The 13,582-nt window shown below is 66.2% G+C and carries 11 protein-coding genes; 4 read left to right on the top strand and 7 right to left on the bottom strand.

All coding sequences use genetic code 11. The annotated features are described in order from the left end of the window. Positions 1-650, top strand: a 650-nt coding sequence (locus SMD10_RS20880) for a TRAP transporter large permease (RefSeq protein ID WP_331687674.1), incomplete at its 5' end; no start/stop codon positions are given. Between the two features lie 92 nt (positions 651-742). Here the strand turns inward: SMD10_RS20880 and SMD10_RS20875 are convergent. Then, on the bottom strand, positions 743-1,741 hold the full coding sequence (locus SMD10_RS20875) for an aldo/keto reductase (protein ID WP_331687673.1): 999 nt from the start codon (positions 1,739-1,741) through the stop codon (positions 743-745). Between the two features lie 105 nt (positions 1,742-1,846). Here SMD10_RS20875 and SMD10_RS20870 point away from each other — a divergent pair, with 105 nt between their 5' ends. Next, positions 1,847-2,755 (top strand): LysR substrate-binding domain-containing protein, encoded by a 909-nt coding sequence (locus tag SMD10_RS20870; protein ID WP_331687672.1) that lies wholly within the window; start codon positions 1,847-1,849, stop codon positions 2,753-2,755. Between the two features lie 105 nt (positions 2,756-2,860). Here the strand turns inward: SMD10_RS20870 and SMD10_RS20865 are convergent, their stop codons facing one another. The 3 genes from SMD10_RS20865 to SMD10_RS20855 all read right to left on the bottom strand — a co-directional run bounded on the left by SMD10_RS20865 (position 2,861) and on the right by SMD10_RS20855 (position 10,397). Further along, on the bottom strand, positions 2,861-4,213 hold the full coding sequence (locus tag SMD10_RS20865) for an MFS transporter (protein WP_331687677.1): 1,353 nt from the start codon (positions 4,211-4,213) through the stop codon (positions 2,861-2,863). A gap of 211 nt (positions 4,214-4,424) precedes the next feature. Then, positions 4,425-9,317, bottom strand: coding sequence for an NAD-glutamate dehydrogenase (locus tag SMD10_RS20860; protein WP_331687671.1), 4,893 nt, complete (start codon positions 9,315-9,317; stop codon positions 4,425-4,427). A gap of 189 nt (positions 9,318-9,506) precedes the next feature. Next, positions 9,507-10,397, bottom strand: coding sequence for a LysR substrate-binding domain-containing protein (locus tag SMD10_RS20855; protein ID WP_331687670.1), 891 nt, complete (start codon positions 10,395-10,397; stop codon positions 9,507-9,509). 89 nt (positions 10,398-10,486) lie between these two features. On the opposite strand from SMD10_RS20855, the gene SMD10_RS20850 reads away from it, so the two are divergent. After that, positions 10,487-10,759: a hypothetical protein gene (locus SMD10_RS20850; protein WP_331687669.1), complete on the top strand. Its 273-nt coding sequence runs from the start codon at positions 10,487-10,489 to the stop codon at positions 10,757-10,759. 16 nt (positions 10,760-10,775) lie between these two features. Here SMD10_RS20850 and SMD10_RS20845 read toward each other — a convergent pair whose 3' ends face one another. The 3 genes from SMD10_RS20845 to SMD10_RS20835 all read right to left on the bottom strand — a co-directional run bounded on the left by SMD10_RS20845 (position 10,776) and on the right by SMD10_RS20835 (position 12,920). After that, a complete protein-coding gene (locus SMD10_RS20845) occupies positions 10,776-11,417 on the bottom strand; it encodes a TPM domain-containing protein (RefSeq protein ID WP_331687668.1) in 642 nt (213 codons plus the stop codon). Further along, positions 11,411-12,223: a TPM domain-containing protein gene (locus SMD10_RS20840; RefSeq protein ID WP_331687676.1), complete on the bottom strand. Its 813-nt coding sequence runs from the start codon at positions 12,221-12,223 to the stop codon at positions 11,411-11,413. The genes SMD10_RS20845 and SMD10_RS20840 overlap by 7 nt, the downstream gene beginning before the upstream one ends. Before the next feature lie 64 nt (positions 12,224-12,287). Beyond that, positions 12,288-12,920, bottom strand: a complete 633-nt coding sequence (locus SMD10_RS20835; protein WP_331687667.1) for a LemA family protein — start codon at positions 12,918-12,920, stop codon at positions 12,288-12,290. Between the two features lie 313 nt (positions 12,921-13,233). On the opposite strand from SMD10_RS20835, the gene SMD10_RS20830 reads away from it, so the two are divergent. Further along, positions 13,234-13,527, top strand: coding sequence for a hypothetical protein (locus SMD10_RS20830; RefSeq protein WP_331687666.1), 294 nt, complete (start codon positions 13,234-13,236; stop codon positions 13,525-13,527). The last annotated feature ends 55 nt before the right edge of the window (positions 13,528-13,582 follow it).

The following is a 13,582-nucleotide window of genomic DNA, read 5'->3' as shown; positions in this document are numbered from 1 at the left end:
CGCTCGAAGCGCTGCCCAGCCTGTTCCTGATCGTGTTGATCATTGGCGGCATCGTGATGGGCATCTTCACCGCCATCGAGGCCTCGGCGATCGCCGTGGTCTACACCATGCTGCTCGCCTTCGTGGTGCATCGCACCGTGCCGTTCAAGCGTTTCCCGCAGTTCCTCATGGAGACGGCGGAGATGACCGGTGCGATCATGCTGCTTCTCGCCGGCTCGGCGGCGCTCTCCTTCGCCATGGCCTTCACCGGCATTCCCAAGGCGGTCACCGATCTGATCCTCGGCGTCTCGTCGAACCCATACGTGGTTCTGCTGATCATCAACCTGGTGCTTCTGGTGGTCGGCTGCTTCATGGACATCGGTCCGGCGATCCTGATCTTCACGCCGATCCTCCTGCCGATCGCCCAGAGCGTCGGCATGGATCCGATTCACTTCGGCGTGGTGCTGGTCTTCAACCTGGCGATCGGCACGATCACGCCGCCGGTGGGCACTGGGCTGTTCGTGGGCGCCAGCGTCGGCAAGGTGAAGGTGGAAAAAGCCATCGCCGCCCTGGCGCCGTTCTATGCCGTCATCTTCCTGATCCTGCTCGTCGTCACCTACGTCCCGGAGCTGACGATGTTCCTGCCGCGCTATTTCGGCATGGCGAACTGAGCCGTCGGCCGCAGCCGCGGGATCAATCGCAAGACACAAGGCAGCCGGAGCGGACGCACCGGCTGCCTTGCTTTTGAGACCGTCTCCGGCGCCTACCGCTCGCTGTCGAGGGAGGACATTTGTGCCGCCGGATAGCGGTCGCCCGCCGCGGCGCCCTTCGGTATGGCCTGCTCGATCGCCGCCAGGTCGTCGGCCGAGAGCGACACGCCGAGGGAACCAAGCGCCTCTTCGAGCCGGTTGCGGCGGCGCGCGCCGACCAGCGGCACGATGGTCTCGCCCTGTGCCGCGACCCAGGCAATGGCGATCTGGGCCACGGTGGCACCCTTGGCCTCCGCAACCTGCCGCAGCGCTTCGACCAGCGCGAGGTTGCGCTCGATGTTGCCGTCCTGGAAGCGCGGGCTCATCGAACGGAAGTCGCCCTGACCGCTGCCCGAATTCGTCTGCCAATGGCCGCTGATCAAGCCGCGCGAGAGCACGCCATAGGCCGTCACGCCGATGCCGAGTTCGCGGCAGACGGGCAGGATCTTGTCCTCGATACCGCGGGTGATCACCGAATATTCGATCTGCAGGTCGCTGATCGGATGGACTGCGGCCGCGCGCCGGATCGTCTCGGGCCCGACTTCGGAGAGGCCGATATGGCGGACATAGCCGGCCTTCACCATGTCGGCGATGGCGCCGATGGTCTCCTCGATCGGCACGTTGGGATCGAGGCGGGCCGGCCGGTAGATGTCGATGTGATCGACGCCGAGCCGCTGCAGCGAATAGGCGAGCCAGGTCTTCACCGCTTCCGGCCGGGCGTCGTAGCCGAGCCAGCTCCCATCCGGTCCCCGCTGTGCGCCGAACTTGACGCTCAGAAGCGCCTTGTCTCGCGAGGTCGAACTTTTCAGCGCCTCGGCGATCAGCAGTTCGTTGTGGCCCATGCCATAAAAATCACCGGTGTCGAGAAGGGTGACGCCCGCCTCCAGCGCGGCGTGGATGGTGGCGATGGCCTCGTCGCGATCCGAGGGGCCATACATCCCGGACATGCCCATACAGCCAAGGCCGAGGGCGGACACGGTGGGGCCTGCACTTCCGAGCGTTCGCATATCCATGGTGATGTCCTCACAAGATGCTGTTGGTGATGGCGACAGAATAGGCCCTTGCGTGACGTGCGAAAATCCGGTTCTCTCCGCACAACTTGTTCGGAAAACCGCATAATGGCAGCCTACAGCCTGGATGATCTTTCGATGTTCGTGGCCGTCGCCGAAGCCCGCAGCTTTCGGCAGGCGGCGCGACAGTTGGAGATTCCGCCTTCGACGCTGAGCGAGACCATCCGTCGGCTCGAGGCGCGGCTCGAACTCCGGCTGCTCAACCGCACCACCCGCTCCGTCACCGTGACCGAAGCCGGTCATCGGCTGCTGGACCGGCTGAGGCCGGCACTGACCGAGGTGGAGGCGGCGCTCGACGAGGTCAACGCCTTTCGCGACAGCCCCACCGGCACGCTGCGGCTCAACGTACCGACGATCGTCGCGGAGATGATCCTGCCGCCGATCGTCACGGCCTTTCTCCAACTCTATCCCGGCATACGCCTCGAGGTGGTGAACAGCGACGCGTTCATCGACGTGGTGGAGGGCGGCTTCGATGCCGGCGTGCGCTATGACGAACGCCTGGAAAAGGACATGATCGCTGTCCCACTCGGGCCGCGCCACCAGCGCTATGTCGTGGCGGCTTCGCCGGCTTACTTCGAGGCCCACGGCCGTCCTCGGCATCCCCGCGATCTGCTCGATCATGCCTGCATTCGGCATCGCTTCGTGCATGGGACCGTGAGCATCTGGGAATTCGAAAAGAACGGCGAGGTGGTCCGGATTTCGCCGACCGGACCGCTCGCCGCGGGAAACTCCAGGCTGGAAGTCGCCGCCGCGGTAGCCGGCCTGGGCGTGATCGTCAGTTTCGAGGAATATCTCGCCCCGGCGCTGCAGCGTGGTGATCTCGTGCCGGTGCTGGAGGACTGGTGTGAGGAGTTCACCGGCCCCCGGCTCTATTACCCAAGCCGACGCCATATGCCGGCACCGCTGCGGGCCTTCGTCGACTTCATCAAGACCTGGCGGCCGGAGGCCTCTCGGTAACGCTGGCGCTCGGACTCGCCGGATCGCGTCTCGATTCAACGGGCGGTCGGCCCGCTATAGGCCGATGACCCGCTTCTGATCTTCGGGGCGGATGGTCCGCTCGGCTCAGGCGTTCGGGACGGAGAGCTCATCCGGCTCCGGCGTCGCGCGCAGCAATGCGTAGCCCACGATGAAGAACAGGATGAGCGCCGACATGCCGATCCGCGCGGCCACCAGCGGATCGGCCCAGGTGCTCGCCCAGGCAGTGAGCAGCGAGACCGACAGGGGCGCGAGGAAGGCCGTGGCCCGGCCGGTGAGCGCATAGAAACCGAAATAACGGCCGGCTTCGTCCGCCGTGATCGACTGTGCGAGCCAGGAGCGCGACGAGGCCTGGATCGGACCGAAGGCAAGACCGACCAGCAGCCCGTAACCGATATAGGCCTTTTCGGCGCCGCTCGCGAACAGGCCGGACGCCTGGGTGGGGGCAAACTCGACCAGACCGAACAGCGTGGAGCCGGGCGCCGTCGACACGATGCCGATGGCGGCCAGCAGCAGACAGAGAATCGCGGCGCCGATGACCCGACGCGAGCCGACCCGCGCATCGAGCAGGCTGGCCGCCAGACAGCCGGCGATCGCGGTGACGGTCAGAAGGATGCCGAACAGGCCGGTCTCCGTTACTGACCATCCGAATAGGCCGGCGGCGAACGCTCCGCCCAATACGATCAACCCGTTGACCCCGTCCTGGTAGATCATCCGCGCCACCAGGAACCGGAAAAGGGCGCTGCGCCCGCGCACTTCGTGCGCCGTGGCCGCGAGGTCGCGCAGGCCCGCTTGCGCGGCCCTGGCGATGCCCCTGGAGCGCGCGCGGTCCGGCGTCAGCAGGAACATCGGCAGCACGAAGACGACGTACCAGGCGGCGGCAAGCGGCGCCGTGGCGCGGGCGCCCTCGCCCTCTGCCGGGTCGAGACCGAAGACGGGATCGAGGCCGACGAGCGTGCGGCCCGTATCCGGCGAGCCGGCGACGAACGCCAGCACGACGGCGAGAAACACCAGGCCGCCGGCATAGCCGAGCCCCCAGGCGAGGTTGGAGACGCGGCCGAGCGCCGAGCGGGCAACGAGGCGGGGCAGCATGGAATCGTTGAAGACGATCGAGAACTCGGCCGCCATCGAGGCCAGAACGATCAGGGCGGCAGCCATCGGCAGGCTGCTGCCGGGAGCGGCGCGCCAGAGCATCAAGAGCGCCGCGACCTTGATCGCGGCAAAGACGGCGATCCACGGCTTGCGCGGGCCGGTCTCGTCGGCGATCGCGCCAAGCACCGGCGAGAACAGCGCGACGCCGATGGCGGACACGGTCGCGGTCGCGCCCCACCAGGCCTGGCCCATGGCCGGATCGGCGGCGAGCCGCGACACGAAATACGGCCCGAACACGAAGGTGATCACGGCGGTGAAGAAGGGCTGGGCGGCGAAGTCGAAGCCCATCCAGCCCCAAACGGCCGGCTGGCGTAGCGGCCGCTCGAAGGGTGGAGCGTCCGGCTTCAAACCCGTGACCGCCTTTTCGAACGGCCGGCCGGTGTTGGCGGGCACAGGCCGTCGGCGGCCGGCTTGGACGTCGGAGGGGAGACCGTGCGCCCTCCCCAAGCCGACCCCCTTCCCGACGACGCCTCCGGCAAACGACCCATCTTTGTCGCCCTCAACCGGCCAGGTCGGACAGCAGGCCGGCGGCCACCGTCAGGCGCGCCACCGAGATGTCGCCCGCGACGAGGGAGGCGATCTGGCGCGAGATGCGATTGACCGGCTCGGCCCGTTCGGACAGCCAGGTGGCGACCGGATAGGGGTCTCCGGCGCCGCGTCGCAGCGCCGCCGTGGTCAGCACCTTGCGGGCCCGGGCGATCTGGGTGCCGGCTCGTTCCAGCGCCAGCTTCTCGAAATAGTCGGTCGGGCTCAGCGACCAGAGCGCGGCTTCCATCCGGCCGATCTCGAAGATTTGCGTCAGTTCGAAATAGGCCCGCACCGTGCGATCGAGCGGAGTCGACGTTTCACGTGAAATCGCACCGAGATCGGGAATGAGAGCGATCAGAGGCAGAAGGGCGATCTCGTTGGCACAGCTCTCCGGCACGCCGACCAGAAGCCAGTGCTGCAGCCGCTGTTCCACGGCCTCGCGCGCCTCGACGCTGACGAGGCTGTTGAGGCGCTGCTTGAGCTTCAGAAACGTCTCCCGCGTGCGCTCCACCTCCAGCGACAACCCGTCGCCGCGATGGCTGTTCTGGACGAACCAGCGCGTGACCGAATGCAGGAACGCGCGCACTTCAGCGTAGAGCGCGTTTTGAATGTCGCCATGGATCACGCCGTCCAGCGAATCGATGTGGTCGTAGAGCTCGCGGACGAAAAGCCCGTCCTTGGCCGCGATGAAGGCGCGGACCGCGTCGGCGGGGGAGGCGCCGGTCGAATCCTCCATGCCGACGACGAAGGTCGGACCGAGGCGATTGATCGCCTGGTTGGCGAGAACCGTGGCCACGATCTCCTTGGAGAGCCGGTGACCATCGATCTCCTCGGCATAGGTGTCGCGCATCGGCGAGGGAAAATAGCCGTGCAGCCGATCCCCGAAATAGGGCTCCAGCGGCAGGCCGTCGGCCACCAGCTGATCGAACAGCGTCAGCTTGGCATAGGCGAGGAGAACGCCGATTTCCGGCCGGGTCAGCCCCTCTCCCGCGGCTCTGAGATCGGCCAGCGCATTGTCGTTCGGCAGCGCCTCCATGTCTCGGTCCAGAATGCCACGATCGGACAGGACGCTCATGAACCGGCTTTGCAACGGCAGGGCCTTGGCTCCGTCGCGCGCTTCCAGCGAGATGGCCAGCGTCTGATCGTAGTTGTTGCGCAGGACGAGGTCGGCCACCTCGTCGGTCATGCTCGCAAGCAGCCGGTCGCGCGCTTCCCGGTCGAGCCGGCCCGCCGCCATGGCGCTCTTCAGCGCGATCTTGATGTTGACCTCGACGTCGGAGGTGTTGACCCCGGCCGAGTTGTCGATGGCATCGGAGTTGATCCGGCCGCCATGCCGGGCGAATTCGATGCGCCCCCTCTGGGTGACGCCCAGATTGGCGCCTTCCCCGATCACGGCGGCGCGCACGTCCGTCGCGGTAACGCGCACGCCGTCATTGGCGCGGTCGCCGACGTCGCTGTTGATCTCGTTGGAGGCACGCACATAGGTGCCGATGCCGCCGAACCACAGAAGGTCGACGGGCGCCCGGAGAATGGCCGAGATGATCTCCGCCGGCGTGCCCGAGTGCCGGTCCCAGCCGATCGCCGCGGCCGCCTCGGGCGTCAGGGTGATGTGCTTCTCCCGCCGCGACCAGACACCGCCGCCCTTGGAAAGCTTGTCCTTGGCATAGTCCGCCCAGCTCGACCGCGGCATGGCGAAAAGGCGCTGGCGCTCTTCCATGGAAACGGCCGGATCCGGATCGGGGTCGATGAAGATGTCGCGGTGGTCGAAGGCGGCCACAAGGCGGGTTTCCGGCGACAGCATCATGCCGTTGCCGAAGACGTCGCCCGACATGTCGCCGCAGCCAACCACGGTGAACGGCTCGGTCTGGATGTTCCGGCCCATGTCGCGGAAGTGCCGCTTGACCGCCTCCCAGGCGCCGCGCGCGGTGATGCCCATGGCCTTGTGATCGTATCCGGCCGAGCCGCCCGAGGCGAAGGCATCGTCGAGCCAGAAGCCGTGAGCCTGCGCGATGGCGTTGGCCGTGTCCGAGAAGGTGGCCGTTCCCTTGTCGGCCGCCACCACGAAATAGGGATCGTCGCCGTCGAGGCGCATCACGCCGGCGGGCGTCACGACGTCGTCGCCGACGATGTTGTCGGTAACCGACAGCAGCGAGGCGATGAACACGACATAGGCCGACCGGCCGGCCTCGAACCAGGCCTGTCGGTCGGACACGTCGGGCAGGCGTTTGGGATAGAAGCCCCCCTTGGCGCCCACCGGCACGATGACCGCATTCTTGACCTGCTGCGCCTTCACCAGACCCAGCACTTCGGTGCGATAGTCCTGCGCCCGGTCGGACCAGCGCAGCCCGCCGCGCGCCACCAGCCCGAAGCGCAGGTGCACGCCCTCGACGCGCGCGTCGAACACGAAGATCTCGCGATGCGGAACCGGCGCCGGAAGACCGCCGAGATGGTGGGGATCGAACTTGAACGCCAGGGCCGGAGTGACCTGGTCCGGCGTCGAGCCGGGCTCGGCCGAAATCTCCGGCGCGGCATAATAGTTGGTCCGCAGGGTAGCCAGCATGGCGCTCAGCACGCGGCGCAGGATGCGGTCGTCGTCCAGGCTTTCCACCTGTTCCAGCTTGGCGACGAGTTGGCCGTAGAGATCGGACAGGCCGCGCTGCTCGGCCTCCTCGCGCTGGAACTTGTCGGGATCGATCGCCGACCCGTCCAGATCCTTGCAATGGTCCAGCGTCGCCTTGGCCGGGTCGAACGATTTGTCGAACAGCTCCCAGAGAAGATGCGAGACCTCCGGATAGCGCGCCAGCACGGCGGCCATGTAGTTGGGCGAATAGGGCAGGTCGGTCTGCCGCAGATAGCGGCAATAGGCACGCAGAACGTTGGCCTGTCGATAGGTGAGCTTGGCCTTCATCACCAGCGCGTTGAAGCCGTCGTTCTCGATGCGTCCGTCCCAGACCGCGGAGAACGTCTCTTCCATCGTGCCGACACCGCGCGCCACCGTCGCCGGCTTTTCGGTCGACAGGTCCATGTGGTGCAGATGAACCGGCGAGCCGTCGGGAAGCGTGATGCGATGGGTGCGCTCGTAGAGAACCTGAAAGCCCATCTGTTCCAGAATCGGCACGCGGGCCGACAGCGCCAGCGTATTGCCGAGGTGATAGAGCTTGAGACGCAGGAAGGTCTCGGTGTCGTCGGGGCGGCGATAGAAGTCGACCGACAGCGGCGCCTCGGGCGTCAGTCCCGCGATCACCGCGACGTCGGTCACCGCCTCGGCCGGATCGGTCAGTTCGCGATAGCTGTCGGGCAGGCCGGGACCGTAGGGCTCGAGACGGTGCAGTTCGTTCGCCTCGACGAGGCAGCGGCGGAAGTCGTCGATCCAGTTGCGCGCGATGTCGGAGATCCGTGTTTCGAGCCAGCCGAGATCCACGGCCGGTGTCGCGCCGCGCTGGCGCGTGATGATGAAGTGGACGCGCGCCAGCACCTCGCCGGGAAAGGCCGGCGTGTAGGAGCCGACGTGGCCGTCGAACGCTTCGGCCAGCAGTAGCCCGGTGCGTTCGCGCAGCCGGGTGTCGTATCGTTCGCGCGGCACGTAGACGATGATCGAGACGAAGCGGTCGAACCGATCGACTCGCGCCAGCACCCGCACACGCGGCCGCTCGCCCAGTTCCAGGATGACGCGGGCGTGCTGTTCCAGAAGGTCGATGTCGATCTGGAACATCTCGTCGCGCGGATAGGATTCCAGCGCGTTGAGCAAGGCCTTGCCGGAATGCGATCGGCTGCGCAGCCCGAACCGCTCGATTACCGTCTTGCCCTTCAGGCGCAGATAGGGAATGGCGAGAATCGATTGCGTATAGGCCGAAGAGGCGAACAGGCCGACGATACGAAGTTCGCCGGCAAAGCGGCCGTCCGAGGTGAAGCGCTTGACGCCGATATAGTCGAGCTGCGTGCGCCGGTGCACCAGGGAACGGGTGTTGGCCTTGGTTACGATCAGCGGATTGGGCGCTTCGAGAAATGCCCGGATTTCCGGTGTCGTCTGGCTGATGGCTTCCTCGTCGCGGCGCAGGATGCGAACGCCGGGATCGCGCAGGATGCCGAGCCCCTCTTCGTCGCGGCGCTGCAGCACTTCCTCGCTTTCGGCGCCGACATAATCGTATTCCCGGCAGCCGAGGAAGATGAAGGCGTCCTTGTGCAGCCATTCGAGAAATTCGGCCGATTCCTCTACCGATGTCCGCGCCTTCGGATCGGTGAGCGTATGCCGGTAGGCGCGCAGATCGTCGACCGCACGCGCGACGCGGTCGCGCATCGGCTGAAAGTCCTCGTTGACGACGGTGACCTGGCTGAGGATGTCGTAGAGCCGATCGGTAAGCGTATTGATCGCCTTGGGGCTGAGCGGCTCCACGGCGACCTGGATGAGGCTCACCCGTCCGCGCGGCTCCTCCAGCCCGTCGGAGGCGCGCGAGGTGGAGAAGCTGGTGATCACCCCGCTGGCGTCCCTCTCCACGTCGAGGATCGGATGCGAGATGTAGTGGATCGAGGTGGCGACCTCGGCGATCTCGGAGGTGACCGAATCGAACAGGAAGGACATGTCGTCGTTGACGACGGTGATCAGCTGGAGCGGCTGTCCGCTGGAGGTGGATACGCCCGGCGTCACGAGGGCGACCACGGGCTCGCCGGCCCGATGGGCCTTGAGAGCCGCGATCGCGCAATCCACGGCGGCGGCGAGGGCCTCTTCGTCGACGGCCTTCAGATCGTCGGCCGGCGGCCGCTCGAACAGCAGGGGCGCAAGGCTGTGTTGAGGCTCGGCGCTGCCGATGCGCGCCTGTACACCTTCCAGAATAGCGGCTTTGGCAGCGCTCTGCTCCGTGATCACTCCGACCTCCCTCTGTTCCTGCCTATGCATCCGCGGCATTGACGGCTTGGGAGCTATCCTAGGCGGCAAACCTTGGAAGGGAATTGCGCAGCGTGGCTATTTCTCGGTGAACGGGAAAGATCGAATGCATCGCACGCGGTGCGCGCGGAGGTCGTCGGTCCCTGCATTCGGGTCGGCTGCCGGTCGGCCTTACAGGCAGTCCGCCGCCGTGACCTCTGTCTTGATCCAGTCGACGAAGGCAAGGATCTGCGGCGAGGACCGACGCGCAGCCGAGGTGATCAGCCAATAGCCGAGGCCGGTCGTGGCGCGTTCGGGGAAGGGAGCGACCAGCCGGCCTTCGGCCAGCGCATCGTGGGCGAGAAACTGCCAGGCCAGCATCACGCCCTGGCCGCCGATGGCCGCGTCCAGGCAGAGCGCGGCATCGGTGAATGTATAGCCGTCGCCGAGTTCCCGCTCGTCGATACCGAACCGATCGAGCCAGAGGCTCCAGCGCAGAACCGAATTGCTGTCGCGCAGGATCGGCACCGCGAGAATGTCGCGCGGCTGGCGCAGCCGTGCGGCAAGCTCGGGCGAGCAGACCGGAAACACTTCCTGGGCAAGCAGCAGCTGTTTGTCGACGCCCGGGTAGTTGCCGTCGCCGACCCGAACGGCGAGATCGATGTCGGAGGCGTCGGGATTGACCAGCCCGATCGTCGCCTCCAGCCGCACGCGGATCTCCGGATGGAGCCGTGAAAAGCGTCCCAGGCGCGGAACCAGCCATTTGGCGGCGAAGACGGGAGCGACCGACAGGGTGAGAGTCGAGGCGGCATGATTTTGAGCCGAGACCAGCGCCCGTTCGAGCTGCGCGAAGCCGGCAGCCAGCTGCGGCAGGACGAGCGTGCCGAAGGCCGTCGGCGCCAGGCCCCTCGACGTGCGTTCGAACAGCTTGTGGCCGAGTTGGGCCTCGAGCTTGAGGATGTGTTGGCTAATGGCGCCGGGCGTGACGCCCATCTCGAGCGCGGCGGCCTTGAGCGAGCCACAGCGCCCGGCCGCGTCGGCGGCACGCAAGGCGTTCAGATGCACCCGATTGAGCCAATCCATATAGTTTTTCTATAGGGAAGATCAGACAAAATCCATTGTTTATCATGCGCTCTCGCGAGATTTTCTATCGTCTCGATAAGGAGACGAACATGCAGAGACATTTTGAATTTGCACTAAGACGGCTGTGGCAAACTTTGACGGAAGTCGCCGAGCCAAGCGACGAAGACCGTTGGCGGCTCGATCCGCTGTCGCATCCTGCCGTCCAGGCGATGCATCCGACGGCCATGGCCGATCTGCCGATGCCCGTTTGGAGCGACCCCACGCCGCCGGCCGATGCGCGCCGGACCGTGTCGAACCGCATCGCCGACGACGCGGCCGGGCAGCCGAAAGCCCGGCGAACAGCCTTCGCCTTCTGCGCTTAGGCCTTCCAGGACCCGACTAGATCTCGACCAGCCGGTCGGGAATCTCGTTGGGATTCTTGTCGTCGGCGGGAAAATGCTGGGTAAGCAGCAGCCCGGCCATCTCGGCCGCCTCGGCAAAGCCTTCGGCCAGGCGATCCTCGCGCGCGGCATCGATCAGCGCGTTGACGATCCCGTCCCATTCCTCCTGCGCGACCTTCCCGCTGATCCCCGTATCGGCGACCACCTCGGCATAACGTTCCGCTTCGGAGACGAACAGTAGCACGCCGGTGCGGCCTTCGGTGCCGTGGATGTTGTGGGCGAGAAACTGGGCGAGCGCCAAGCGATGCGCGCGCTGCCGGCCGACCGCCGCGGGCACGAACAGCATCCTCAGATCGGGCGACAGCCAGACGCCCAGAATGAGAAGAGCCGCCCCCACAATCTGGGCGAATTCGACGGCGAGCGGCGACAGCCCGTTATCCCAGAAGGCGAGAACAGCGGTCAGGACGAGGCCCACCGCCAACGACAGGATCGTCGCAAAGAAGCCCGAGACGAAGCGATAGCCGTCGCTCGAATGAGCGAAGACGGCAAAGATCTCGCCGCTCGTGCCCGCCTCCGCCTGCCGGATAGCCGCCGCGATGCGCTCGTGGTCCTCGGGCGCGAATTTCAGCCTGGTCACCATCCGCCCGATGCTCCTCCGCCACCAAACGATCCGCCGCCGCCCGAAAAGCCGCCGCCGAAACCGCCGCCGCCACGACCGCCGCCGAAGCCGCCCGGAAAAATAACCGGCACGCCGCGGCCCCGCCGGCGCCGATTGGATCCTGTGGTCATGCCCAGCCAGCGATACCGCCCCGGCCCGACCCGACGTCCGAACAGACGGGCGAGCGAGGCGAAGATGACGGGGCCGGCCATGAACAGAAACACGAACCCGAAGAAAACGAGGTTGGATATGTCCTCGCCGGACGATCGCTGCCAGCCCTCGTTGCGCTTGGCACGGGCCTCGAGCTCCGCCGCGTCGCCCGACAGCACCGTCAGGATGCCGTCGACCCCCGCTGCGACGCCGGCCGAATAGTCGCCCTTGCGAAAAGCCGGCAGGATGTCGTTCTCGATGATGACGCGGGACAGGGCATCCGTGAGCGTGCCTTCCAGGCCGTATCCCACTTCGATGCGCACCTTGCGCTCGTCACGCGCGACGAGAAGCAGCACGCCGTTGTCCTCGCCTTCGCGTCCGAGGGCCCATTGACGCGCCAGCCGGTTGGCATAGTCCTCGATCTCGGTACCCTGGAGATCGGGTACGGTGGCGACCGCGATCTGGTCCGAGGAGCGCTGCTCGAACGCAGCCAGTTTTTCGGTGATCGATGCCTCGGTCGCTGGGTCGATCAAATCGGCGGTGTCGACCACGCGCCCGGTCAGATCCGGAAAGGTCTGCGCCGTGGCAGGGGCCAGGCAGAGAACGAGGGCGAGGAGACTCGCCCAGACCGTCGCCATTGCTCCCAACCACGGCCGCCGGGCGTTCGCGGTCACGGACGGGGTTGCTTTCACGGCTGCCATCTCAGCCGCCGAAGTCGACCTTCGGCGGCGTCTCCGAGCCCTGCGTCGCCTCGAACGTCGCCATCGGCTCGGCATCCGGATAGAAGACGGCGGCGATCCAGCGCCCCGGGATGGTCCGGAGCTCGGTGTTATATTGGCGCACCGTCTCGATATAGTCGCGACGCGCCACCGCGATCCTGTTTTCGGTGCCCTCGAGCTGGCTTTGCAGCGCCAGGAAGTTCTGGTTCGATTTCAGATCGGGGTAGCGTTCCACCGTGACGAGCAGCCGCGACAGCGCGCCGGAGAGCTGGTTCTGCGCATCCTGGAAGCGCTGTACGGCGGCCGGGTCGGAAAGCTGATCGGCCGAAATCGTCGTCTGCGTTGCCTTGGCGCGCGCTTCGACAACCGCCGTCAGCACCTCCTTTTCCTGCTGCGCGTAGCCTTTGACGGTCTCCACCAGATTGGGAATCAGGTCGGCGCGGCGCTGATACTGGTTCTGAACCTCGCTCCAGGCGGCCTTGGCCTGCTCCTCCAGCGTCGGAATCGTGTTGATGCCGCATCCCGAAAGCAGCGGCAGCAGCAGGGCGATCACCGCCAGTGTCGCTGCCTTCATGCTCGGGCGGCGCATCGCCATGCTCTGGTCAGTCGTCGTCATCGGGTTACTCGCTTTCACCAGCCGGGTCGGCGAGAGGGATTTATCGCGCCCGCCCGCCGGTTAAAGGGGAGCGCTCTTCGATGATCGACACGCGCCGTCCCGGCGATACCCGGTCTCGATGGCGTGTGATGCGGGTGCACGTCGCTTTGGCTCCCGCGAGATCGGAGGCGGCTGCGCGGTCGCGGCGACTTCGCCAGGTCGCCTCTGCATCGATGCGACGTATCCGATAAATTGTTCCGTTAATATTTTTCTACCGATGATTGTAAATTTTATGGTATCAATATTGCCGTTGCCCTAGAGGAAGGAGGCTCCTATGGCCGGCAAAATGGTGTCGTTTAGCACGTCCGACCTTACCATCAGTGAGGATGGGCGGGTCATGATCAACAACCCGGAAATCGCCAAAGCCCTGATCCAGCATGCAAAGTCCGTCAGCCCCCAGGAGGCGGGCATTTTCGACAATTGCAGCTGCGGGAAGACCGAGGCGATGCGTGCAGTCGAGTTGTCCCGCGTTCTGCCGAAGGCCGACATCAGCCTGTCGATCGGCTCCCCCGGCATCCGTCTGGCGGGACCGGAGACGGGAATCTTCGACAACTGCAGCTGTAAGTAGCAACGACCCGCGGGGACCTGCGCAGCCCGCGATCCCGGGGGCGGCCGTGAACGCC

The organism is Consotaella aegiceratis (genome assembly GCF_036541425.1).
Taxonomy (GTDB): domain Bacteria; phylum Pseudomonadota; class Alphaproteobacteria; order Rhizobiales; family Rhizobiaceae; genus Consotaella; species Consotaella aegiceratis.
The sequence above is the reverse complement of the archived record's forward strand: the minus strand, read 5'-3'. Positions and strand labels throughout refer to the sequence as shown.

Coding starts and splice junctions, on each gene's coding strand:
- SMD10_RS20855 (WP_331687670.1), bottom strand. CDS start 10,397: ATGGATTGGCTCAATCGGGTGCATCTGAACGCCTTGCGTGCCGCCGAC.
- SMD10_RS20875 (WP_331687673.1), bottom strand. CDS start 1,741: ATGGATATGCGAACGCTCGGAAGTGCAGGCCCCACCGTGTCCGCCCTC.
- SMD10_RS20830 (WP_331687666.1), top strand. CDS start 13,234: ATGGCCGGCAAAATGGTGTCGTTTAGCACGTCCGACCTTACCATCAGT.
- SMD10_RS20865 (WP_331687677.1), bottom strand. CDS start 4,213: ATGGGCTTCGACTTCGCCGCCCAGCCCTTCTTCACCGCCGTGATCACC.
- SMD10_RS20870 (WP_331687672.1), top strand. CDS start 1,847: ATGGCAGCCTACAGCCTGGATGATCTTTCGATGTTCGTGGCCGTCGCC.
- SMD10_RS20850 (WP_331687669.1), top strand. CDS start 10,487: ATGCAGAGACATTTTGAATTTGCACTAAGACGGCTGTGGCAAACTTTG.
- SMD10_RS20845 (WP_331687668.1), bottom strand. CDS start 11,417: ATGGTGACCAGGCTGAAATTCGCGCCCGAGGACCACGAGCGCATCGCG.
- SMD10_RS20840 (WP_331687676.1), bottom strand. CDS start 12,223: ATGGCGACGGTCTGGGCGAGTCTCCTCGCCCTCGTTCTCTGCCTGGCC.
- SMD10_RS20835 (WP_331687667.1), bottom strand. CDS start 12,920: ATGACGACGACTGACCAGAGCATGGCGATGCGCCGCCCGAGCATGAAG.